The organism is Amycolatopsis sp. WAC 01416, assembly GCF_003947485.1.
GTDB lineage: Bacteria > Actinomycetota > Actinomycetes > Mycobacteriales > Pseudonocardiaceae > Amycolatopsis.
Genome location: NZ_QHHX01000002.1, coordinates 15,053 through 36,401, shown reverse-complemented (window position 1 = coordinate 36,401; position 21,349 = coordinate 15,053). Strand labels below are relative to the sequence as shown.

General features: G+C 68.2%; 22 protein-coding genes. 9 read left to right on the top strand and 13 right to left on the bottom strand.

Annotated elements, in window-relative coordinates; all coding sequences use genetic code 11:
- The 3 genes from DL990_RS04525 to DL990_RS04515 form a co-directional block, all read right to left on the bottom strand.
- On the bottom strand, nucleotides 1–552 hold the full coding sequence (locus tag DL990_RS04525; RefSeq protein WP_125780603.1) for a DUF3558 domain-containing protein: 552 nt from the start codon (nucleotides 550–552) through the stop codon (nucleotides 1–3).
- 6 nt (nucleotides 553–558) lie between these two features.
- The gene (locus DL990_RS04520; RefSeq protein WP_233598648.1) at nucleotides 559–1,035 is read right to left on the bottom strand and encodes a hypothetical protein; all 477 of its coding nucleotides are present in this window, start codon (nucleotides 1,033–1,035) and stop codon (nucleotides 559–561) included.
- A 139-nt stretch (nucleotides 1,036–1,174) separates the two neighbouring features.
- Complete coding sequence (locus tag DL990_RS04515; RefSeq protein ID WP_199746217.1) at nucleotides 1,175–1,939, bottom strand: ESX secretion-associated protein EspG; 765 nt, start codon at nucleotides 1,937–1,939, stop codon at nucleotides 1,175–1,177.
- A gap of 115 nt (nucleotides 1,940–2,054) precedes the next feature.
- Here DL990_RS04515 and DL990_RS04510 point away from each other — a divergent pair, with 115 nt between their 5' ends.
- Nucleotides 2,055–2,297, top strand: coding sequence for a hypothetical protein (locus tag DL990_RS04510; RefSeq protein ID WP_016330689.1), 243 nt, complete (start codon nucleotides 2,055–2,057; stop codon nucleotides 2,295–2,297).
- Here the strand turns inward: DL990_RS04510 and DL990_RS04505 are convergent.
- From DL990_RS04505 to DL990_RS04495, 3 genes are all read right to left on the bottom strand, one after another.
- Nucleotides 2,294–3,307, bottom strand: a complete 1,014-nt coding sequence (locus tag DL990_RS04505) for an acyl-CoA dehydrogenase family protein (RefSeq protein WP_125797982.1) — start codon at nucleotides 3,305–3,307, stop codon at nucleotides 2,294–2,296. The two genes, DL990_RS04510 and DL990_RS04505, sit on opposite strands and share 4 nt — an antisense overlap.
- A 257-nt stretch (nucleotides 3,308–3,564) precedes the next feature.
- A complete protein-coding gene (locus DL990_RS04500; protein WP_125780599.1) occupies nucleotides 3,565–5,490 on the bottom strand; it encodes a glycosyltransferase in 1,926 nt (641 codons plus the stop codon).
- Nucleotides 5,491–5,496: 6 nt separating this feature from the next.
- A complete protein-coding gene (locus tag DL990_RS04495) occupies nucleotides 5,497–5,979 on the bottom strand; it encodes a GtrA family protein (protein ID WP_125780598.1) in 483 nt (160 codons plus the stop codon).
- 101 nt (nucleotides 5,980–6,080) lie between these two features.
- Between DL990_RS04495 and DL990_RS04490 the strand changes: the two genes are divergently transcribed.
- The 6 genes from DL990_RS04490 (at nucleotide 6,081) to DL990_RS04465 (ending at nucleotide 11,539) form a co-directional block, all read left to right on the top strand.
- Entirely contained in the window at nucleotides 6,081–7,451 is a 1,371-nt protein-coding gene (locus DL990_RS04490) for an FAD-binding oxidoreductase (protein WP_125780596.1), read from the top strand.
- On the top strand, nucleotides 7,448–8,203 hold the full coding sequence (locus DL990_RS04485) for a decaprenylphospho-beta-D-erythro-pentofuranosid-2-ulose 2-reductase (RefSeq protein WP_125797981.1): 756 nt from the start codon (nucleotides 7,448–7,450) through the stop codon (nucleotides 8,201–8,203). The genes DL990_RS04490 and DL990_RS04485 overlap by 4 nt, the downstream gene beginning before the upstream one ends.
- A gap of 72 nt (nucleotides 8,204–8,275) precedes the next feature.
- Complete coding sequence (locus tag DL990_RS04480) at nucleotides 8,276–8,758, top strand: YbaB/EbfC family nucleoid-associated protein (RefSeq protein WP_125797980.1); 483 nt, start codon at nucleotides 8,276–8,278, stop codon at nucleotides 8,756–8,758.
- Complete coding sequence (locus DL990_RS04475) at nucleotides 8,755–10,245, top strand: WXG100 family type VII secretion target (protein ID WP_125780590.1); 1,491 nt, start codon at nucleotides 8,755–8,757, stop codon at nucleotides 10,243–10,245. The genes DL990_RS04480 and DL990_RS04475 overlap by 4 nt, the downstream gene beginning before the upstream one ends.
- Complete coding sequence (locus DL990_RS04470) at nucleotides 10,242–10,952, top strand: hypothetical protein (RefSeq protein WP_125797979.1); 711 nt, start codon at nucleotides 10,242–10,244, stop codon at nucleotides 10,950–10,952. The genes DL990_RS04475 and DL990_RS04470 overlap by 4 nt, the downstream gene beginning before the upstream one ends.
- Nucleotides 10,952–11,539: a hypothetical protein gene (locus DL990_RS04465; protein WP_125797978.1), complete on the top strand. Its 588-nt coding sequence runs from the start codon at nucleotides 10,952–10,954 to the stop codon at nucleotides 11,537–11,539. The genes DL990_RS04470 and DL990_RS04465 overlap by 1 nt, the downstream gene beginning before the upstream one ends.
- Nucleotides 11,540–11,614: 75 nt before the next feature.
- Here the strand turns inward: DL990_RS04465 and DL990_RS04460 are convergent, their stop codons facing one another.
- The 5 genes from DL990_RS04460 to glf all read right to left on the bottom strand — a co-directional run bounded on the left by DL990_RS04460 (nucleotide 11,615) and on the right by glf (nucleotide 16,316).
- Nucleotides 11,615–13,120, bottom strand: a complete 1,506-nt coding sequence (locus tag DL990_RS04460; RefSeq protein ID WP_199746216.1) for a hypothetical protein — start codon at nucleotides 13,118–13,120, stop codon at nucleotides 11,615–11,617.
- 38 nt (nucleotides 13,121–13,158) lie between these two features.
- The gene (locus DL990_RS04455; RefSeq protein WP_125780582.1) at nucleotides 13,159–13,527 is read right to left on the bottom strand and encodes a hypothetical protein; all 369 of its coding nucleotides are present in this window, start codon (nucleotides 13,525–13,527) and stop codon (nucleotides 13,159–13,161) included.
- 98 nt (nucleotides 13,528–13,625) lie between these two features.
- Entirely contained in the window at nucleotides 13,626–14,585 is a 960-nt protein-coding gene (locus DL990_RS04450; RefSeq protein WP_125780580.1) for a decaprenyl-phosphate phosphoribosyltransferase, read from the bottom strand.
- Nucleotides 14,582–15,097, bottom strand: coding sequence for a phosphatase PAP2 family protein (locus tag DL990_RS04445; RefSeq protein WP_125797977.1), 516 nt, complete (start codon nucleotides 15,095–15,097; stop codon nucleotides 14,582–14,584). The genes DL990_RS04450 and DL990_RS04445 overlap by 4 nt, the downstream gene beginning before the upstream one ends.
- A complete protein-coding gene (glf, locus tag DL990_RS04440; RefSeq protein ID WP_125780576.1) occupies nucleotides 15,090–16,316 on the bottom strand; it encodes a UDP-galactopyranose mutase in 1,227 nt (408 codons plus the stop codon). The genes DL990_RS04445 and glf overlap by 8 nt, the downstream gene beginning before the upstream one ends.
- Before the next feature lie 81 nt (nucleotides 16,317–16,397).
- Here glf and DL990_RS04435 point away from each other — a divergent pair, with 81 nt between their 5' ends.
- Nucleotides 16,398–18,419: a DUF6541 family protein gene (locus tag DL990_RS04435; protein WP_125797976.1), complete on the top strand. Its 2,022-nt coding sequence runs from the start codon at nucleotides 16,398–16,400 to the stop codon at nucleotides 18,417–18,419.
- A 303-nt stretch (nucleotides 18,420–18,722) separates the two neighbouring features.
- Here DL990_RS04435 and DL990_RS04430 read toward each other — a convergent pair whose 3' ends face one another.
- Nucleotides 18,723–19,616 (bottom strand): LLM class flavin-dependent oxidoreductase, encoded by an 894-nt coding sequence (locus DL990_RS04430; RefSeq protein ID WP_125797975.1) that lies wholly within the window; start codon nucleotides 19,614–19,616, stop codon nucleotides 18,723–18,725.
- A gap of 79 nt (nucleotides 19,617–19,695) precedes the next feature.
- Between DL990_RS04430 and DL990_RS04425 the strand changes: the two genes are divergently transcribed.
- Nucleotides 19,696–20,496 carry an HAD family hydrolase gene (locus DL990_RS04425; RefSeq protein ID WP_199746280.1) on the top strand — a complete coding sequence of 267 codons (801 nt, stop codon included), beginning with the start codon at nucleotides 19,696–19,698 and terminating at the stop codon, nucleotides 20,494–20,496.
- Nucleotides 20,497–20,589: 93 nt separating this feature from the next.
- Here DL990_RS04425 and DL990_RS04420 read toward each other — a convergent pair whose 3' ends face one another.
- Nucleotides 20,590–21,324 carry a 1-acyl-sn-glycerol-3-phosphate acyltransferase gene (locus DL990_RS04420; RefSeq protein WP_125780570.1) on the bottom strand — a complete coding sequence of 245 codons (735 nt, stop codon included), beginning with the start codon at nucleotides 21,322–21,324 and terminating at the stop codon, nucleotides 20,590–20,592.
- Nucleotides 21,325–21,349 lie beyond the last annotated feature (25 nt).

The following is a 21,349-nucleotide window of genomic DNA, read 5'->3' as shown; positions in this document are numbered from 1 at the left end:
CTAGCCCTTCGGAAGCTTCGGTTCGACGATGTCGGCGATCTTCTCCGCCATCCCGCACGACTTCTCCGGATCCGTGCTGACGACCACGAGGTCGACCCGCGCCGAGGCACTGATTTCGAGCGCCATCAGACAGCTGCCGGGAGGTTTCGGGACGAGCACGGCTTTGCGTCCGTTGACGTTGCCGGTGGTCTTGCCGTTCCCGCCGTCGACGACACTGTCGATCCCCTGCTTGTCACGAACGCCGACGCTGAGGGTGACGCTGTCAGCCGCCGTCTGGGAGTCCTTGGTGAACTCGCAGCCGCGGGCACCGCCCACGTTCCCGGGGACGGGTGGCTCGAAAGTGCCGAACGACGCGAGATCGGCCGCGCCGAAGAGCGAACACGGATCGATCGACGCGGGATCGGCACCACCGGTGGCCGTCGTCGGGGCGGTGGACTCGCCGCCCTGCGCGGGCGACGACGGCGCCGCGGAGGGGGTGCCCGGCTTTTCGGTGGAACAGGCCGCGAGCACGAACGCGGCCGCGGTCAGCGGTACGAGGAGCAGCTTCTTCATTCCGCCTCAGCCCTTGAGCCGATCGAGCGCCTCGACCGTGTCTTGTTCTTTCTTCTTGTACTGCCCTGAGGCCCGTAACAGTGCTTCTTCGGTGTCCAGGACCACCTGCCGGAACTGACCGATCACCGCACTCGCCGAATTGGCCGACTGGGCGGCACCCTTGTGGTCGTGGGCGGCGACGGCCCTGCCGTACGGGTGGTCGCCGAGTTGCGGCGCTTGGGAAAGGTGGACCGTCTTGCTTTCCAGGCTGTTGAGCTCTTTCGCCATGTCGCGCACCGCCTGGAGGAGCGGCTTGACGCCTTCCTCGGTGATCTTGAAACCGCCGCCCTTGGCGGCCGAGACCAGCTTCTGGGTCTCGGCGCTCACCTGGGCGATCGCGGCCGCGTTCAGACCGCCCATCGCGACGTAGTTGGCCGCCGCGCCCATGGCGGAGCCGATCGAGAAGTCCGGTGCCGCCTGTCCGCCGTCCGCTTCGAAAGCCATCGCCCGCCCCACTGCATCGTCTGCTCGCCCGTATCGCCCGGCAGTCTACTAGCCGAGCACCCAGCGCAACGGTGATTCACCGATCACCGAAGATCTCCGGAACTGTGACGAAACGGGCGTCTGCCCGGTTCCCCACGGTTCAGAACTGGCCCTCGAGCTGGGCATACAGCTGTTGCGCGATCCTCGCGTTGTCGGCGGGAGCGTAAGTCAGCCAGCTTTGCCCGTCGGCCGCCTGGCGCGACGTCATCATGAACCGGCCGGCTTCGGTGTCGAACCACGCCAGCGGCGGGAACACCTGGCCGCCGCGGATGTACACGCTGAACTGGCCCACTCGCTTCATCGGCTTCTCGAAGATCCGCTCCACATGCCGCTGCTGCGGATTCGACCCGTGGGAACGGGGACCGCTGACCTGGGCGAAGGGGTCGTACGCGTCGTCGTTCCGAGCACGCTTCGGCGCGCGGGCGGGCTTCGCGATGGTGACCGACTGGCCGGGGCCAGCCGGGGTGAGCGGCAGTAGATCGACGATCGACGCGACGATCGCGGTCGGCCTGGTCTCCTCGAACACGAGCAGGTTTTCGTCCTGGCGCACGACGACCGCGAACTGCCCGTTCGTCGTCGCCCGCGCGAACAGCTGCTTGTCGTTGTCCATCTGCGCGACCGTCCAGACGGCCAGCTGCGGGTTGACGAAAGTGGCGAGCGCGAGTTCGACGTCGGCGTCGAGCCTGCCGCCGCGCATCAGGCCGCGGCCCTCGAGATCGCGGAAGACGGCCTCCCGCACCATCGCGCGCTGATCGGTCGTCGTGCCCATGTGCGGGACTTCGAACGGGGCGGGCGCCGTCCCCAACCGGCCGTGTTCGAGCAGGATGTCCACCGCCGCCAGCGACAACGAAAACGAATGCGGCATCGCCATTTCCCCCCGCGGGTGTCTTGTCCGTCGGGGATGAACGTAGTCCACTCGCCCGATACGCCCGCAGCGAACCCGCTTGCCCGGTTGTGATCAAGGCTGGTGCGATGGATTCATGGCAGACCAGAAACCCGCGCTCGTCCTCCATCTCGCCACCGGCGGAGAGCCGCTGCTCTTCGCGCTCACGACGGAAGAAACCGAACGGCTGACCAAGGATCTCTCGCATTTCGTCCGCACCGGTTCGGTGCAGACGATCCAGACGAGGGACGACTCCGAGGTGGCGATCAACTTCTCCCACGTCGCCGCCGCCTACATCGACGACCTGAACCGCAAGACCCGTGTATTCGGTCTCCACTAGTTCCGGGAGAAAAGCTCCAGCAGACCGGTTTTGATCTCCGGACGGCTGGCGGCGACGAGCAGGAAGGTGGCTTCCCGGACGAGCCGCTGGGGGTGTCGTCCGGCGAGTACCGACGTGCTGCCGTTGGCCGCGACCAGCGCGCCCGCGGCCCGGAACGCGAGCTCCGCGCCCGCCGCCCCGACCGCGGGCAGCGACGGCGGATCGGCGAGCGCCGCGTCGAGCCGCCCGCGGACGGCGTCGATCTCGGCCCGGATCCCGGCGGCGACGTCGGCCTTGCCGAGATCCTCGATGAGCCTCGCGGCGCGGGCGGCCAAGCCGAGGGGCGCGCAGCCGTTGAGCCGGGACGCGAAGGTGTTGCCCGCGACGAAGTCCGCGTGCGGGGTCTTCCCGTAGACGCGTTCGTCGGCGAGGAAGTAGCGAGTGAAGCCGAGGTGCACGGTGGACGTGCCCTGCGCCGCGACGAGGTCGAGCGGCCGGACCTCCAGCCGCTCCCCCGCCACCGGGTCGATGATCGCGCTGATGACGGTGTCGCCGTCCCGGGCACAGAGCTGGAGCAGGTCGATGACGCCCCAACCGCTGACGAACGGGGCCTCGCCGTCGAGCAGGTAGCCGCCGTCGACGCGTTCCGCGCGCAGCCTGGGCGGGGTCGGGATCACCGCGGCGAACGCGGCGCCCGCCTTGAGTTCTCCGCTGATCAGCGCCGGGAGGTAGCGATCGCGCGGTTCGGCGCTGTCAGCTTGGCTCAGTGCCGCGACCAGGCCGTGGTGCTGGATCCAGGTGAACATCGTGCTGAGGCAGCCGCCCGCCATGACTTCGAGGACCTGGACGATCGTCGGGAGGTCGGCGCCCGGACCGCCTGCTTCCTTCGGCGCCGCGAGGCCATAGAAGCCTTCGGCGGCGAGGGCGTCGAAGTGGCTTGAAGGGACTTCGCCCTTGGCGTCGACTTCGGTGGCTGCCGGGAAGAGGAGATCATCGGCGAGAGCGTGGGCGCGGGCGACCAGATCCGTCATGCCGGTAAGGCTACCCTTACTTGAGTTTTCGTGGTTCTAGCGCCGCTAGGAAAGCTAGCGATACTAAAGGTCCCTTGCTCCCTTTTTCGAGGGCCTCGAGCGCTCCCGATGTGGCATTGGGGACGTTGAGCGTCCCCAATGCCACATTGGGAGCACTTCGCGAGCGGTACCGGGGCCCGAATGAGATGAAAGGCCCCTTCATTGCAAAATTTGCAATGAAGGGGCCTTTCATCTCACGCCAAGTGTGCGAAGCGGGCCTACAGCTCGTAGAGCCGCTTCCAGTTCTCCCGCGAGGTCAGCTCGGGCATGGAGCGCTTGTACTGCTCCTGCACCGCCGCGCCTTCCTTGCGGAGCCGCTGGATCACCTTCGCGCCCCGGCGCGCCAGGTCGAACATCTTCGCGCGGTCGTACGAGCGGACCCGCACGCCTTCCTGCGAAGCGTCGGTGACGACTGCGGTGTCGAAGGTCGCGACGTGCCACCAGTGGGCTTCGTCGATCGGGATCGCGCCGAGCGAGTGGCGGCTGCGGCCGAGTACCCGGTCGAGGATCCGCTTGATCAGCACCAGACGCTGCATGCTGGGCCGCGGCGCGCTGTTGATGATGCCGATGTCGTTCGACGCGATGCCCGGGACGTCGGTGGCCTTGTGCCGTTTGGTCTCGGGGTACTCGTCGCGGATCCGGCGGATCTCCTTCATCGCGGCGACGCCGCCGTCACGCAGGACCTCCGGCCCCTCGAGGAAGTCCTCGACGGCCTTGATCAGCGTGGCGGACAGGCCGTACTGCATGCCGAGCAGGTACCGGACCAGCTGCGCGATGAGCACGCGCGAGAGCAGGTTCAGGTTGAACGGCGAGTGCAGCGCGGCGGTGATGATCGAGTTCCGCAGGTTGAAGTAGCGGTGCCACTCGTCCCAGTCCTTCCAGTGGAAGTCGGCGTGCCAGACGCCGGCGCCCGGAAGGGTGACGGTGGGGAAGCCGTGCGCGCGGGCGCGGTAGCTGTACTCCGCGTCGTCCCACTGGAAGAAGAACGGCAGCGGGTAGCCCGTGGCCTTGACGACCTCGTACGGGATCAGGCACGACCACCAGCCGTTGTACCCGGCGTCGAGGCGGCGTTCCTGGCGGTTCGGCTTGAGGGTCTCCTCGTCGACGCCGAGCAGGTCGGCGGTCGACAGCGAGTGCTGCACCGGCTGGCCGGGTTCCAGGGTGTTCAGCCGGGCGTATTCGGCGCCGACGTGCAGCTGGTTCGGGTGCAGCAGGTTCAGCATCTGCCCGCCGACGATGACCGGGTTGACCGTGCGGTTGGAGAACGCGGTCATCCGGATCACCAGATCCGGCTCCAGCAGCACGTCGTCGTCCATGAACAGGACGTTCGCGTGCTCGGTCTCGGTGTGCCCGGCGACCTCGAAGAGGCCGCGGGTGAACCCGCCGGCGCCGCCGAGGTTCGGCTGCTTGATGTAGTGCAGTTTGTCGCCGAGGTCCTTCGTGACCTGCTCGAAGCCGTCGCGCGACTCGACGAGGTCGGTGCCCTGGTCGGCGACGTAGATCGCGTCGAGCGTCTCCAGCGAGGAGACGTCGGCGGCGAGCGCCTGCAGGTTCGACAGGCAGTCGTCGGCACGGTTCATCGTGCAGATGGTCACCGCGGTCGGGCGGATCTTCTCCGGCGCTTCGACCGTCCAGCGGACGTTCTCGACCCGCAGCGACTGGCCGCCCTCGGTTTCGAGGTCGAGCCAGAGCGCGCCGCCGTCGTAGAACTTGTCGAGCTTCGCGGTGAGCGTCACCTTCTGCTGCTTCGCGCCCGCGACGATCTCGGCGGCGACCACGCGCGCGTCGCCCTCGATGTCGGAGGCACCGACGGACAGCTGGCCGTCACCGGTGACGACGGCCTCGACCTGGACCTCGGTCACGTCGGTCCAGCGCTGCCAGTAGCTCGCGGGGAAGCGCCCGAAATAGGTGTTGCCGGACACCTTCGACGCCTGCTCGATGGCGATGCCCGCGCGGTCGCGCACGGCGGTGCCCCATTCGAGCTCGGCGTAGAGGTCCTTGCTGACGATGGGGGCCGGGCCGGCGTAGAGCCCGCGCTGCGCGGTGAGACGGCCCTGCGGGGTGCGTTCCGCGAAGCGGGTGTCGTCGATAGTGCTCACCATGGCGCTCGGGGCCTCTCCGGTGACGGCGGCTTTACCGGGCATGAATCCTCAGTTCTCCTCTGTGCTTGACACGACTGGGCGGGGCTCACGGAAGACGACCCACTTGAGCATGACGAAATTGATCACGGTCGCGGTTGCCTGCGAAACGACCCAACCGAGGGTGGCCTTCCAGGCCGACTCGGGCAGGACGTGCAGCATCGTGCGGTTGACGCCGACGGCGACGAGGAACGTCACGGCGTACAGGAGTACGAAGCTACCGATCTGACGTGCGCCCTCCTGGCGTCCACCGGCGAAGGTGAACTTGCGGTTCAGGAAGAAGGCGGTCGTGGTGCCCACGATGAAGCTGAGCGCGCGGGCGATGTCGACCCACGGCGTCGCGTCCATGCCGAGGGCACGGAGCCCCTGGTAAACACCGAAATCGACCAGGGCGCAGAAGCCGCCGATGAGACCGAAGCGGATGAGCTGCCCGAGCAGCCCAGGGGAGGACGGCGCTGCTGCCGTCACGCCGGCTTTCGGGTCGGTCGCCACCACTGCTCTACCTCATAAACTGCTGGGGCTGATGCTCAAAGTGTAGAAGCGAGCACTTCAGGGTCACGTTCCGGGCATTGTTCGGCGTGGTTACCCTGGTCGGCGTGACCCAAGCACCCAAGACACAGCGGCAGACGCTCATGGGCTGGGCAAGGACGTCGCCGAGTATCGCGGACGTCCTGAGCACCCCCGACGTGGAGACCATCGCCCGCGCGGTGACGCAGGCCGGGGAACGCGGGGTCATCGCGCGCGGTCTCGGCCGGTCCTACGGCGACCCGGCGCAGAACGCGGGCGGCCTGGTCATCGACATGACCGCGCTGGACCGCATCCACTCGATCGACCCGGATTCGGGCATCGTCGACCTCGACGCGGGCGTCAGCCTCGACAAGCTGATGCGCGAGGGCCTGCCGTACGGCCTGTGGGTGCCGGTGCTGCCGGGGACGCGCCAGGTGACCATCGGCGGCGCGATCGCGAACGACATCCACGGCAAGAACCACCACTCGGCGGGCAGCTTCGGCAACCACGTCGTTTCGCTGGACCTCGTCACCGCCGACGGCCAGGTGCGCACGCTGACCCCGGAGGGCCCGGACTCCGAGCTGTTCTGGGCGACCGTCGCGGGCATCGGCCTGACCGGCGTCATCGTCCGCGCCAAGATCCGGATGACGAAGACGGAGACGGCCTACTTCAAGGCCGACATCCAGCGCACGGCGAACCTCGACGAGACCCTGGCGCTGGTCACCGACGGCTCCGAGGACAACTACACGTACTCCTCGGGCTGGTTCGACTCGATCTCCCGGGGCGCGAAGCTCGGCCGCGCCGCGTTCCAGCGCGGCTCGCTCGCGAAGCTGGACGAACTGCCGCCCAAGCTGCGGGCGGATCCGCTCAAGTTCAACCCGGGCACCCTGGCGACCCTGCCGGACGTGTTCCCGAACGGGCTCGCGAACAAGCTGTCGTTCTCCGCGATCGGCGAGCTGTACTACCGCAAGACCGCGAAGAACGCGCGCGACCAGATCCAGAGCTTGACCGCCTTCTACCACCCGCTCGATCTGTTCGGCGAGTGGAACCGCGCCTACGGCTCCAAGGGTTTCCTGCAGTACCAGTTCAGCACGCCGCTGAACGCGCACGAGCCGCTGCGCCGGATCATCCAGAAGGTCGCGGACTCCGGGCACGTGTCGTTCCTCAACGTGTTCAAGCAGATGGGCGAGGGCAACGCGGCACCGCTGTCGTTCCCGCACCCCGGCTGGATGGTCTGCCTCGACTTCCCGATCAAGGACGGGCTGAGCCGGTTCTGCCAGGAACTCGACGAGGACGTGCTCGCGATCGGCGGCCGTCTGTACACGGCGAAGGACTCGCGCACCTCGGCGGAGAACTTCGCGAAGATGTACCCGCGGCTCGAGGAATGGCGCAAGGTGCGCGCTTCCGTTGACCCCGAAGGCGTTTTCGCCTCTGACATGTCCCGAAGGTTGGAACTGTGATCGACGCTGTGGGCAACCCCCAGTCCCTGCTGCTGCTCGGCGGCACCTCCGACATCGCGCTCGCGATCGCGGAGAAGTACCTGGCCGAGAAGCCCCTTCGAGTCGTGTTGGCCGGACGCCAGTCGCCGCGGCTCGACGCCGCCGCGCAGCGCCTGAAGGACAAGGGCGCCGAAGTATCCACTGTGGACTTCGACGCGAAGGCCATGGAAACCCACCCCGCCGTGCTGGACAAGGCGTTCGAGAGTGGCGACATCGACGTCACCGTCGTGGCGTTCGGCCTGCTCGGCGACCAGGAAGAGCTGTGGCAGGACCACGCGAAGGCCGTCGAGGCAGCGACCGTGAACTACACGGCCGCGGTTTCGGTGGGTGTCGCGCTTTCGAACAAGCTCAAGAAGCAGGGGCACGGCAAGGTCATCGCGCTGTCCTCGGTCGCCGGTGAGCGGGTCCGCCGGTCGAACTTCGTCTACGGCTCCACGAAGGCCGGTTTCGACGGCTTCTACCTGGGCCTCGGCGAGGCCCTGTCCGAGTTCGGCGTGCAGATCACCGTCGTCCGCCCCGGGCACGTGAAGACCAAGATGACCGAGGGTCTCAAGGACGCCCCGCTGGCGCAGACCGCCGAGCAGGTCGCCGAGATCGCCGTCAACGCCTCGCGCGCCGGCAAGGAACTGGTGTGGGCTCCCGCGCCGTTCCGTCTGGTCATGTCGGCCCTGCGGCACGTGCCCCGGCCGATCTTCCGGAAACTGCCGATCTAGGGAACGAGCCCGCTACGCCATTCGTCTCACCCGGGCACGGACGCCCCTCCGTCCCCGGGTTGAGAGGAATCGATGGCTGACCAGGAAGCCAAGCTCGACGCGGCCATCCGGTCGTTTCAGGAGCAGGCCGCCAAAGCAGCGGAACTCAAGGACAAGATCGCCGGGCTGCGCGGATCCGCGCGCAACGCCGACGGCTCGGTGACGGTGACCGTCGCCCCGTCCGGCGCGCTGCTGGGACTCCAGCTGTCCCCCAAGGCGATGAACCGCACGCATACCGCGCTGCAGCAAGAGATCCTCACCGCGATCAGAGAAGCGACGCAGCAGGCGGCGGCCGCGATGCAGCAGACCGTCCAGCCGATCATCGGCGACCGCGCGGAACAGTTCAAAGAGGCGTTCAACGCCCACGTCGAACCGCTCGGGCCGAGTGCTCCCCCGCCCGCGGAATCCCTCGCCGGGCCTGCTCTCCACCAGCCCGTCCGCACGTCTCGTCCGACGCGCCCCGCTCCCGCCGACGATGACGACTTCGGCGGCCCGATCCTGCGGAGGGACTCGTGACCGGCTTCGGCGTACAGACGGAAGCGCTCACAGCGCACGCCACGGGGTCCAAAGAGGCCTCGGGGAACTTCGGCAGCCTCGCGAGCCTGCTGGAGCAGGCCAGGGTCTCGGACGACTGCTTCGGCCCGCTCGGCGAGCTGATGGCGTTCAAGTACTTCGAAGGCCTGCAGGAATGCCAGGACCTCGCCGAGCAGGCGAAGTCCTTCATGGACCAGATCGCCGACAAGACCACCACCGCGGCGAAGACCTACCTCGACCACAACCAGGGCACCGCCGAGGTCATCACCGGACTCGGTGCCGGGCTGGACGACGGCGGCAGCGGCCCCGGCAGCCTGAGCGACCTCAACAGCGCCGGCGACTCGGGCCGCAAGGGCTTCTGGGAGCAGAACGGCGGCTACGGCAGCTCGTGGATCAGCACGTCCTCGGAGGTCGCCAGGGCGAGCAGCCCGCCGGACGTCGCGATCGCCACCGTGCACGCGCGGATGGAACAGCTTCAGCTCGTGACGAGCCCTGGACAGTCCTTTTTGGACAACGGGCTCGGCTTCCTGATCGGGATCGTGATCAGCCCGCTGGTCGAGCTGGTGCTCGAACCCGCGATCGGTGACCCCGAGCAGATGCGCAGTACCGCCAAGGGCTGGGAGCAGACGGCGAAATGGCTCGACGGCGTCGCCGAGCACGAGCAGAAGCGGGCCGACGCCACCAAGGAGCCCTGGAAGGGCCAGGCGGGCGACGCGTTCCGCGGCCAGATGACCGAGTTCTCTGGCGGCGCCAAGGCGTTCGCGAACGACGTCCGCGGGCTGCAGCAGATCCTGGAGATCGCCGCCGACCTGTTCGACGCGTTCGTCGAGATCGTCATCGACATCATCCAGGAACTGGTGATGGGCCTGATCATCGAGTGGCTGGCCGCGCTGGCCGCCTCGTGGATCACGGCAGGTGCCTCGGTCGGCGCGGCGGGCGCGGCCACGGCCGGCCAGGTCGCGGTGACCGGCGGACGGCTCGGGATGAAGGTCAAGCAGCTGCTCGGCAAGCTCAAGCCGTTGATCGACAAGCTCGAAGACATCCTGAAGATGCTCCGCAACGGGCCGCTGAAGAAGGTCGTCGAGCGCACCGAAGGGTTGCGCGACGGCAACTGGCTGCAGAAGCGGCTCGCCGACCAGATCGACAAGAACCCGCTGGCCAAGATCGTCACGAAGGCCAATCCGGCGACCGGGGCCTCCAAGACCGCCAACAGGTTCGCGGACCGCTACGGCGTCGGCGGCGAGGGCTCGGACGCGCTCACCACGAACCTCACCGAAGCCGGGCTGCGGGCGATGGGCATGAGCGGGACGACCAGCGTCGGCAAGGCCGCTTTCCGCGGCAGTGCCGGTAACCTGGCCGAACTGGGCGTCGAGCAGGGCGTCAAGGCGGGCTACCACGAGTCTCAGGATTCGTCGTCCGAGGAAGAGCGCCGCGCGGCGACCGACAGAGGGTTCACGATCGAAGAATGAATCTCGCCTCCCCGCTCGGGGCCGCGTCGCAAGCCCTGCCTTCGCTGCGTCAGGGCGAACGGTTGTTGTGGGCCGCGTACGGCCAGACGGTGAACTACGACGTACGCGGCCTCGATCCGTGGGGTGTGCCGAAGAAGAGCGTGTTGGGCAAGCTCGGCTCGGGCGCCGCGAACTTCGCCGGCGACGTGGTCAGCGCGGCGCTGGGCGGGGCAGACGAAACGGGGGCGTCCGCCCCACCATCGCCGCAGGTCGTCGTGCTCGGCGAGCAGGGCGGTCTGGCGCATACGGCGCTGCGAGAGCTGCCTACGAGCGGCTCGCCTTCGCGGTTGTGGGCGCTGACCAGCGCACGGCTGCTGATGCTGGAGAAGGCCGTTCCACCGGAGCCGGAGAAAGCCGGCAAGTCGTTCATCGGGAAGGCGATCGGCTTCGGCAAGGGCGTGGTCAAGACCGGCAAGGAGATCGCCACGATCATCACCACGAAGACCTACGGCGACAACGCCGCGGGTGTCCCGATCGCGCGGCGTGAGATGGTGCTGTGCGCCGAGATCCCGCGTGACCGGATCGCCGGCTTCGCGGTGGCCGAGCACGGCAAGAAGCGGGCCCCTTGCCTTCGTACGTCCTTTGTAGACGGATCGGGCCTGGACTTCCTGTTCTACAGCGACGATCCCCGGCATTTCGCCTGGCTCTATTCGTTGACGGTGAGCTGATGGACACCAAAGCGGCGAAGTCCGTCGACGAGATCGTCGAACGGGAACTGCACCAGTTCTGGCTCGCGCCCGGCGAGCGCCTGATCATCGGCTGCCCGCCCGCGCACGGCTACGTGGGAATGCTGCTGGACGGCAAGCTCACGCTGCCCTATTCGCCTTCGCGGGAAACCCCCGCGGTGACCGGGAAACCGCGGTGGCCGCTGCCCGCGTCCGACGTTCTCGAAGCCGACTGGACCGACGACCCGACGATCGCCTACTGGGTCGTCGCCCAGACCGCGGAGCAGACCGCCGCGCGGCTCGCGGACCACCTCGCCGGTGGCCACGGTGAGGCGCGGCTGACGCTGTCCGATCGGCGGCTGGCCGTCGTGTACCCGGCGCGGATGCTGGAGGGCGAGGATCCCGCGCAGCCGTTCCGGACCTTCGACGAGCTGCCGTCGGAAGTGGTGCGGTCGGTGTCCGCGCAGTTCCTGGGGCGGAGTTTCCCGCCGCGGCCGGTGCTCCGGTTCGCTTTCGCCGACGGCTCCGTGGTCTTCCAGCGAGACCAGCTGGCGGTCGACAAAGCGGCCCGGGCCGACACACGCCGCTGACCCTCGCAATTCGGCACCAGGTTGCGATGGTCGGCATCGCGAACTATCGCAAGCAGGTGCCGAATTGCGAGGGGGTCATCGCGCGGGGAGCAGGTAGAGCTGCTGCGTGCCCATCCACGGCGAGCTGATCGTCCAGGTCGCCAGCGCGTTCGGTGGCGGCGTCTTCCGGGTGGTGGCCAGCACGAGATCCGGGGTCGCGGGCGGGACGCTGTGGTCGAAGAACCGGAAGTTCGCCTCCAGCAGGGCCTTCCCGAGATCGCTGCTGCGGTTCTTCGTCTCGACGATGGCCGGGTCGACCGAGCCGCGGTCGGAGAACTGGTCGACGATGTCGCAATCGCAGGCGTAGGCGAGCGCGCCGACCTCGCCCGCGCTTTCCACCTTGCGTCCCTTGGTCAGTTCGCCCAGTTGCGCGCCGATCCGGCGGTACTCGTCGGACGCGGCGTGGTTGCTGGTGATGGGCGCGAACCGGCGCGGCAACTCAGGAGCCGCGTAGGCGACGGCGCTCACTAGCAGGAACGCACCGGCGAGGAGCCCCGCACCGAGCCGCGCGCGACCGGGTACGGCGCAGGCAGCGGCGGCGAGGAAGACCGTCGCGCCGGTGATGCTCGGCGCGTAATACCAGTGGTACGGCGGGACGTTCAGCCAGCAGTAGGCCAGATAGTGCGCCGCGCCGGCGATCGCGAGCGTCGCGAACGGCAGCAGCTGCTTCGCCCGTTCCGAACCACGCCGGAAATGGAACGTCCACAGTAGACCGGCGAGCCCGCCGATCACGAGTGGCAGAAAGGAAAGCGTCGCGGCGAGCGGGAAGTTGCGCCAGTACAGCAGCGGGCCGTTGGTGAAGCTGAAATGACCCCACGATCGCTGCATGATCTTGATGACCAGGGTGTCCGGCACCGCCGAACCCAGCACCAGCCAGCTGAACAGGAACCACGGCAGCATCACCGCGAGCGCGGCGAACGTCATCCGCCAGATGCCCACCCAGAACTCGCGGCGCGCGAGGAACAGGACGAAGGCGATCAGCAGCAGATCGATCCGGATCAGCGCGATCAGGCCGATCACCGCACCAGCGGCGACGGGACTGCGTTCGTGCAGGAACACCATCAGCCAGACGACCGCCGTCGCGCCGAGGGCGACTTCGAGACCGACGGACGACAGCAGGAGCGGGTTCACCAGCAGCAGGCCCAGCGCCAGCGGGGCGAACCAGCCGGAAAGCCCGGTCGCGGCGCCGATGCGGCGCAGACCGAGGACGAGCGCCACCTGACTGGCGACGAAGACGATCCCGGCGGCGAAGACGGCGTCCCGGACGATGAAGGTGACGAGCGCCAGCACGAGGACGTTCAGCGGCGACGTCGCGGTGTTGGCGGTGCCCTCTTCGATCAGGCCCCAGTGGCCGTGGAAGGCGAGGTTCTTCGCATACGACAGCGTGATGTACGTGTCGTCGATCAAATGCCCGCTGACCAGCACGAACACCAGGGCCGAAGCCACCGCCGCCCCGGCAGGGAGCACCCAGGGCCGGGCAAGGACGGCGGCTCCCGGCAGCGCACCGGGAGCCTGGGGCAGATCGGCGGAGGCGCTTCGCATCACGAACACCGTACACGGCGACGTGATGATTCCGTTATCTACCTGCCGTGGGACTCGTCACGCCAGCCGCGGTCTCCGGGGCCGTCACGGAAGTCACGGTGCATGCCGGGACCGCCATGACCACGGTGTTCACGGGAGAAACCGGGCCGGTCACCGTCGCGGGAGGCCAGGCCGACGGCGGTGCCGATGATGCCGCCGCCGAGGATGAAGCCGAGGGCGCCGACCGCGACCAGCTGCGTCGCGCGGTGCCCGGCGAACCGGCGGAATCCGCCCTTCTTCGGCGGGACCTGCTGCACCGGAGGGGGCGCGGCGGGAGCCTCGGCGGGCTTCTTCGGGGTCTCGTCGCCCACGGCGGGCTGCTCGACCGTCTTGTCTTCGTCTTCGGACGGCCGCTGCGGGTCGCTCATCTTTCGCTCCTCGAGTAGATGGGGGCGGGCTGCGTGCCCGCCCCCACCACCGAGGATGCGTGCGCTTCCTATGGATGCGCTGTGCGTGAGCTGTCGAATCAGAGATAGAACGACAGGAACAGCGTGACGACCCAGCTCGCGCCGAGCACCTGGAGCACGCGGTCCTTGAGCGCGATCTCCTCCGGCTCGCCCGCGTTGCCGCCGTCGACGTCGACGGCGTAACGCAGGACGGCCACCACGAACGGGACCATCGAGACGACCGCCCAGACCGAGTCGTGCTCGACCTGGCGGATCTCGAACGCCCACAGGCAGTACGACATGATCAGGATCGCCGCGGACGTCGCCCAGACGAACCGCAGGTAGCTCGCCGAGTACTTCTTGAGCGAAGACCGGATCTTCGCGCCGGTGCGCTCGAAGAGCATGATCTCGGCGTAGCGCTTGCCCGCCACCATGAACAGCGAGCCGAACGCGGTGACCAGCAGGAACCACTGCGAAAGCGCGATCCCCGCGGCCACGCCACCGGCGATCGACCGCATCAGGAAGCCCGAGCCGACGATGGCCAGGTCGACCACCGGCTGGTGCTTGAGGCCGAAGCAGTAGCCGAGCTGGACGGCCTCGTAGACCGCCAGCACGACCGCGAGCTGCCAGCTGGCGAGGAACGAGATGCCGAGGCCGGCGGCGAAGAACACGCCCGCCGCGACGAAGGCCACCGGCACCGGCACGATCCCGGCCGCGATCGGCCGGTTCCGCTTGGTCGGGTGGGCCTTGTCCGCCTCGACGTCGATCGCGTCGTTGATGAGGTAGACCGAGGAGGCCACCAGCGAGAACGCCGCGAAGGCGATCAGCGCGGCGATCAGCAGGCCGGTCCGGTCCGTCGACTTCGAAAAGGCGAAGAACGGTGCGGCGAACACCAGCACGTTCTTCACCCACTGGCGCGGGCGTGCCGTCTTGATGATGCCGCCGACGAGACCTCCGGCGACCTTCTTCGGTTCGGCGGCCTCGGCCACGGGTTCTACGTCGTCAGGCTTGGAATCGGCCTTCTCGGTCGTTTCACTCATCGTCGCTTCAGCTTCCTACGTATCAAGCCGCCGACTATGCCCCCTAGGGCCGCTCCGGCCAGAACGTCGGTCGGGTAATGGACGCCGAGCACGAGCCGGGAGGCCAGCATCGGCGGTACCAGGGCCGGGACCAGGTTACGCCCGGTCAATCCGGAGTAGAGCACCGCCGCCGCCGTAGTGGAGGTCGCGTGCGAGGACGGGAAGCTCAGCTTGCTCGGCGTGGAGACCAGGACCTCGACGCTCGGGTGGTCCGGTCGCGGCCGCCTGACCACGCGTTTCACCGCGATGGACGCGGCGTGGGCGCCGACGACGCCCGCCGCCGCGACCAGCCAGTCCTTGCGGCGCGTCTTGTCGACCGCGGCCCCGACGAGCCCCAGCGCGAACCATCCCGCGCTGTGCTCGCCGAAGTGCGAAAGACCCCGTGCCGCCTTGACCGTGACGTCACTCTTCAGGACGCCCTGAGCCTTCGAAAGAACCGCCACCTCGCCGGTGGGAGCGCCCTTCTCAAGCATCGAGGGACCCGTCGAGAGGCGCGCCATCGGTCAGGTGCGGCGCGATCTTGTTGTCGAACGCGGTCAGCGCCGAACCGATGGCCATGTGCATGTCGAGGTACTTGTAGGTACCGAGACGGCCGCCGAACAGGACGTTGCGCTCCTTGGCCTCGGTCTTCGCCAGCTCGCGGTAGGCCTCGAGCTTCTCGCGGTTGTCCGGGGTGTTGATCGGGTAGTACGGCTCGTCGGCCTCACCGGCGAACCGGGAGTACTCGCGGAACACGACCGTCTTGTCGTTCGGGTAGTGCTTGCGCTCCGGGTGGAAGTGCCGGAACTCGATGATCCGGGTGTAGGGCACTTCTTCGTCGTTGTAGTTGACGACCGAGGCTCCCTGGAAGTCGCCCGTCTCCACGACCTCGGACTCGAAGTCCACGGTGCGCCAGGTGAAGCGGCCCGCGGAGTAGTCGAAGTAGCGGTCCAGCGGCCCGGTGTAGACGGTCGGGGTGCCGGCGGGGATGTGCTCGCGGACGTCGAAGTAGTCGACGTTCAGCCGCACCTCGATGTTCTCGTGCTCGGCCATCTTCTCGAGCCACGCGGTGTAGCCGTCGACCGGCAGGCCCTCGTAGGTGTCGTTGAAGTACCGGTTGTCGAAGGTGTAGCGGACCGGGAGCCGGGTGATGATGTCGGCGCCGAGGTTCTTCGGGTCGTTCTCCCACTGCTTGGCCGTGTAGCCGCGGATGAACGCCTCGTACAGCGGACGGCCGACCAGCGAGATCGCCTTCTCTTCGAGGTTCTGCGCGTTCGCGGTCTCGAACTCCGACGCATGCTTGGCGATCAGCTCACGCGCCTCGTCGGGCGTGTGCGACTTGCCGAAGAACTGGTTGATCAGGCCCAGGTTCATCGGGAAGGAGTAGACCTGGTCCTTGACCTTGGCGAAGACCCGGTGCTGGTAGTTCGTGAAGTCGGTGAAGCGGTTGACGTACTCCCACACCCGCTTGTTGGAGGTGTGGAACAGGTGCGCACCGTAACGGTGCACCTCGATCCCGGTCTCGGGCTCGGCTTCGGAGTAGGCGTTGCCACCGAGGTGGTGGCGCCGCTCCAGCACGAGGACCTTCTTGCCGAGCTCGGCCGCGGCCCGTTCGGCAACGGTCAACCCGAAGAAACCGGACCCGACCACGATGAGGTCGTAGCCGGTGAAATCGGCTTCAGTAATCTTGTCGGGGTTCGTGTGCGCGCTCACGGGCGTCGAGGGTACGCACGTCGCCAGCGCGCCCTGCACCGAGCACCGATTTTCACCTTCGACAGACACATTTAGGAAGCAGTGCCTACTCCGGACACCTTCTGGTCGTACTTCGGTGCGACCCTGACCTACCTGGCCGTTCTGGCGATCCCCGGCGGGCTCGTCGGCCGGGCCGCGGGCCTGCGCGGCTGGGCCCTGGCAGGCCTGGCCCCGCTGTTGTCCTACACGGTAACCGGACTGGCCGGTCCGTGGCTGGCACTCGCCGGTGTGTCGTACAACCCGCTGACCGTGGCGGGCGTCACGGCCGTGCTCGCCGGACTGGGCTTCGGCCTGCGGCTGTGTGTCCGAAAGCAGGGCCAGGCACGCGGCCGGCTCGAGCCGGGCGCCGAGGAGCCGCCGACGAAGTGGCACCCGCGCGCGCACTACGCCGTCGCCGCCTGCGTCGCGCTGGCCGTCGGGATCTCGATCCTCGTGGTGCTCTCCGCCCGCGGCGGCACGACGGCGGTCTTCCAGCGCTGGGACACCGTGTTCCACGCGAACGGCATCCGCTACATCGCCGAGACCGGCGACGGCTCGCTGACCGGCATGGGCACCGTCAACTGGTACCCGGACGGTTCGTTCTACCCGAACGCGTATCACCTGGTCGGCTCGCTCGTGTACTCGATTTCGGGGACGACGATCCCGGTCACGCTGAACGCCATCACCATGCCGGTCGCCGGGATCTTCGCGCTGTCGATGGTCGCGCTGATCCGCCAGCTCGGCGGGCGCGCGGTGTTCGCGGGCTGCACCGCGCTGGTGGCCGCCGCGGCCACCACCGGCGCGTACGAATCGGTGTCCAGCGGGCTGCTGCCGTTCGCGCTGGGGATCGTGCTGACGCCCCTGGCCGTGGTCGCGCTGGCCCGCTTCCTCGCGCGGCCCGGCCTCGACACCGGCTACGTGCTCGCGCTGACCGCCGTCGGCCTGCTCGCGGCGCACTCGTCGGCGCTGTTCGGCGCGCTGCTGTTCGCCTTCCCGGTGGTGGTGCAGCGCTGGTACCGCGCGCTGCGGCACAAACGGCTCGACGGCGTGCCGGAAGGCCGCGGCGGCTGGCGGGTCATCGGCGGCGACGTCGTCAAGATGGTGCCGGTGATGGCAGGGAGCGCGCTGCTCGCGGCCCCGCACATCCTCGGCGCCCTGAAATTCACTTCGGGTTCATACCCTTATTACGCGTGGGGCTCGGAACTGCCGGTGCTGAAGTCGCTGGCGCTGCTGGTGACCTTCCGGCAGGTGCTGAGCGCTCCGCAGGTGTGGCTGACGGTGTTGCTGGTCATCGGCGTCCTGAGCTTGTTCCGGCTCGGGCGGATGCGCTGGATCGGGCTCGCCGCGCTGGGCTTCTCGGCGCTGTTCGTGCTGGTCGCCTCGTTCGGCGCCGAACCGTGGGTGATCTCGCTGTCGCGGCCGTGGTGGAACGACCGCTACCGCCTGATGGCACTCGCCGCGATCCCGCTCTGCCTGCTGGCCGGGCACGGGATGGCGGAACTGCAGCGCTGGTTCGCGAAATGGGCGAGCGGCCGGTCCTGGGTCAAGAGCAGGCCCGCCCTGCCCGCCCGGCTCGGGCTGGCGACCGCCGTGTTCATCGTCGCCGCGTCGGCCGTGCTGACCAAGGGCTTCTACACCGAGTCGAACGCGCACGCGGTGTCTTTCCTGTACTACAACGGGCCGGAGGGCGAGGTCACGCCGCCGGTCAGCGCCGACGAACTGGCCGCGATGAACGAGCTGACCAAGATGAACATCGGACCGGACGAGAAGGTGCTCAACGAGCGCTTCGACGGGACGGCCTGGCTGTACGCGATCACCGGCATCCACCCGGTCGCCGGGCACTACGACCCGGGCGTGCCGCCGCCGGACGCGAAGTACCTGGCGCTGCACTTCCGCGACTACGACACCGACCCCGAGGTGCGGGCGGCGGTCAGGCGGCTGAACATCAAGCACGTGCTGATCGGGAGCACGCCGATCAAGATCGGCGAGCCGCCGGCGCCGGGGCTGCGTGACCTGGACGGACTGAACTTCCTGCGCAAGGACTTCGGCAACGCGGGGGCGTCGATCTACACCCTGACCCGCTGAGGTCTTTCTCCCGCCAGTGCAATTAAAGGCCCCTTCATAGCAAAATTTGCTATGAAGGGGCCTTTCATTGCATTCGAGATCACGGAGTTCCGTCTCCGATCACGCGAGTCGCGGCCAAAGATAAAGGCTCGCGTGGTCGCGGACTGCCCCTGCCGCGACCACGCGAGCCTCAGTCCCCCATTCACCCCCGGGGTGACCCATGAGGGGCAGCCGACTTCGGCCGCACCCACTCGCTGTACTTGTCTGTCAGACGACCATGGGGCGGAACTGGTTTACCCGGCCCGCCAACGTCACCCGAACGGCCTAAGAACTTCTTCCCTGGAGTACTGGGAGTACGTCGCTGACGACCTCTTCAAGCGTCGACTCGCGGCCGACGTAGTAGTCGCCGGACCGCGGCCAGTGCGTGACGATGTCGGTGAACCCGAGTTCCTCGGCTCGCCCGGCCGCATCGGTGAACGCGCCGACGCTGGAGAGCGAGAAGACCGGCGCCGAGTCGAGGCTCAGGAAGCGTTGCACGCCCGCCTTGTCCCGGCCGACGGCCTCCAGCCGCTCGTCGAAGGTCTTCACGAGTCCCGCGACGCCCTTCCACCACTCGTCCTGGGTGTCCGCCTTGACGCCGGTGGTGGCCCAGCCCGCACCGAACCGCGCGGCGAGCGTCATCGTGCGCGGGCCGTTCGCGGCCACCAGGAAAGGCAGCCGCGGCCGCTGCACGCAGCCAGGCAGGTTCCGTGCGCCTTTGGCCCGGTAGTACTCGCCCTCGAAATCGAAACCGTCGGTCATCAGCAGCCCGTCGAGCGCTTCGACGAACTCGGTGAAGCGGTCCGTGCGCTCCTTGACCGACAGCTCGGGGCCGTCGAGGACGGTCGCGTCGTAATTCGTGTTCGGGACGCCGGCGCCCACGCCGAGGATGAAGCGGCCGTCGGAGATGTCGTCGAGGGTGGTCAGCTCGCGGGTGAACGGCACGGGGTGCCGCGCGACCGGCGAAGCCACGAAGGTGCCGAGTCTGATCCGCGACGTCACCATCGCGGCCGCCGTCAACGTTGGCATCGCACTGAACCACGGGCCGTCGACGAGATTCCGCCAGCCGAGGTGGTCGTACGTCCAAGCGTGGTCGAAGCCGTATTCCTCGGCGGCCCGCCATTTCGGCTCGGCCGCCCACCAACGATCTTCCGGAAGGATCACGATGCCTACGCGCACACCCCGGAAGGTACCGCGAAGCGCGGCTTCGCCCGATGGGCGGATCATCGGGGACAATGCGCCGGTGGACAAACCCCTCTTGATCGCCTCCGACGTCGACGGCACCCTGCTCGGTCCGATGGAGACCCTGTCCGATCGCACGATCGACATCGTCCGGCGGGTCACCGAGGACGGAGTGCCGTTCGTGCTGGTCAGCGGCCGCCCGCCGCGGTGGATCGCCCCGATCGCGACCCCGCTGGACCTGACCGGGTACGCGGTATGCGCGAACGGCGCGGTGCTGTACGAGATCGGGACGGACCGGATCGTCGCGATCCACGGCCTCCTCGAACCCCAGTTGCTGCACGACACCGTCAGTGCTCTTGATCACGCTCTTCCCGGCTGCCGGTACGCCGCGGAACGGGTCGGCGAGTCAGCTCAGGATCCGGGCACGCGCAGTTTCGTGATCGAGCCGGACTACCACAATCCGTGGGGAAACCACGAGGGCGCGGAGGCGCCGAGGGCCGAGGTGCTCGGGCATCCGGCGATCAAACTCCTGATCAGCAGGCGCGGCATGAGCTCCGACGAGATGGCGCGGGCGGCGCGCGAGGTGCTCGACGGCTCGGTCGATATCACCTACTCGACCAACAGCGGCCTCATCGAGGTCGCCGCGCACGGCATCACGAAGGCGACCGGGCTGGCCGAGGTCGCCGAGCGGCTGGGCGTCCCGGCCGAGCGGGTGATCGCGTTCGGTGACATGCCCAACGACGTCGAGATGCTCGGCTGGGCCGGGCACGGTGTCGCGATGGCCAACGGGCACCGCTACGTGCTGGACGTCGCCGACGAGGTGACCGCGCCGAACTCGGAGGACGGCGTCGCGCAGGTGCTCGAGCGCTGGTTCTAGGTCGTGACGTCCATCTGGACACGCGTGACGGGACGGACGGCTCCGCGTGACTGGACGGACGACACGCGTGATCAGACGGACGGCACAGGCGGTCTAGCGGCCTTCGCGGTCGAGCTTCGCGGCCTCTTCCGGGGTCGGCGCGGTGCCGCCGAGGTGCGCGGGCAGCCACCAGCGCTCGTCGTCGGAGTCCGGCTTGGCCGGGTAGCCGGCCTGGACGCGGTCCACGAGGGCGGACATCCGCACGCGAAGGTCCTTCGAAAGGACTTCGGCGTCCTCGTCGGCCTTCGGGTGCATGGGCTCGCCGACGAGGATCGAGATCGGCACGTGGCGCTTCGTGAGGTCCTTCGGGCGGCCCTTGGTCCACAGCCGCTGAGTGCCCCACAGCGCCATCGGCACGACGGGGACTCCGGCCTCGGCGGCCATCCGGACGGCGCCGGACTTGATGTCCTTCACGGTGAAAGACCGGCTGATCGTGGCTTCGGGGAACACGCCGACGACCTCTCCGGCCTTCAGGCGCTCGACGGCTTCCCGGTACGACGCGAGGCCCGCGCCGCGATCGACGGAGATGTGGTGCATCCCGCGCATGAGCGGTCCGGCGACGCGGTTGGAGAAGATCTCCTTTTTCGCCATGAACCTGACCAGGCGTTTCGCCGGCTGCGCGCCGAGCCCGCAGAAGATGAAATCGAGGTAGCTCACGTGGTTGCAGGCGATGACCGCCCCACCCGTCGACGGGATGTGCTCGGTCCCCTCCACCCGGATGCGGTTGTCCAGCACCCGGAACATCAGCTTCGCCGCCATGATGACGGGCGGGTAAACGAGCTCAGCCATTCGTCCAGGTTACGCTACCGTAGGG

Bases quoted from the DNA above. Each gene is read 5' to 3' on its own strand.
- DL990_RS04525 (WP_125780603.1), bottom strand. From the start codon at position 552: ATGAAGAAGCTGCTCCTCGTACCGCTGACCGCGGCCGCGTTCGTGCTC.
- DL990_RS04520 (WP_233598648.1), bottom strand. From the start codon at position 1,035: ATGGCTTTCGAAGCGGACGGCGGACAGGCGGCACCGGACTTCTCGATC.
- DL990_RS04515 (WP_199746217.1), bottom strand. From the start codon at position 1,939: ATGCCGCATTCGTTTTCGTTGTCGCTGGCGGCGGTGGACATCCTGCTC.
- DL990_RS04510 (WP_016330689.1), top strand. From the start codon at position 2,055: ATGGCAGACCAGAAACCCGCGCTCGTCCTCCATCTCGCCACCGGCGGA.
- DL990_RS04505 (WP_125797982.1), bottom strand. From the start codon at position 3,307: ATGACGGATCTGGTCGCCCGCGCCCACGCTCTCGCCGATGATCTCCTC.
- DL990_RS04500 (WP_125780599.1), bottom strand. From the start codon at position 5,490: ATGCCCGGTAAAGCCGCCGTCACCGGAGAGGCCCCGAGCGCCATGGTG.
- DL990_RS04480 (WP_125797980.1), top strand. From the start codon at position 8,276: ATGGCTGACCAGGAAGCCAAGCTCGACGCGGCCATCCGGTCGTTTCAG.
- DL990_RS04470 (WP_125797979.1), top strand. From the start codon at position 10,242: ATGAATCTCGCCTCCCCGCTCGGGGCCGCGTCGCAAGCCCTGCCTTCG.
- DL990_RS04465 (WP_125797978.1), top strand. From the start codon at position 10,952: ATGGACACCAAAGCGGCGAAGTCCGTCGACGAGATCGTCGAACGGGAA.
- DL990_RS04460 (WP_199746216.1), bottom strand. From the start codon at position 13,120: ATGCGAAGCGCCTCCGCCGATCTGCCCCAGGCTCCCGGTGCGCTGCCG.
- DL990_RS04455 (WP_125780582.1), bottom strand. From the start codon at position 13,527: ATGAGCGACCCGCAGCGGCCGTCCGAAGACGAAGACAAGACGGTCGAG.
- DL990_RS04450 (WP_125780580.1), bottom strand. From the start codon at position 14,585: ATGAGTGAAACGACCGAGAAGGCCGATTCCAAGCCTGACGACGTAGAA.
- DL990_RS04445 (WP_125797977.1), bottom strand. From the start codon at position 15,097: ATGCTTGAGAAGGGCGCTCCCACCGGCGAGGTGGCGGTTCTTTCGAAG.
- DL990_RS04420 (WP_125780570.1), bottom strand. From the start codon at position 21,324: ATGGCTGAGCTCGTTTACCCGCCCGTCATCATGGCGGCGAAGCTGATG.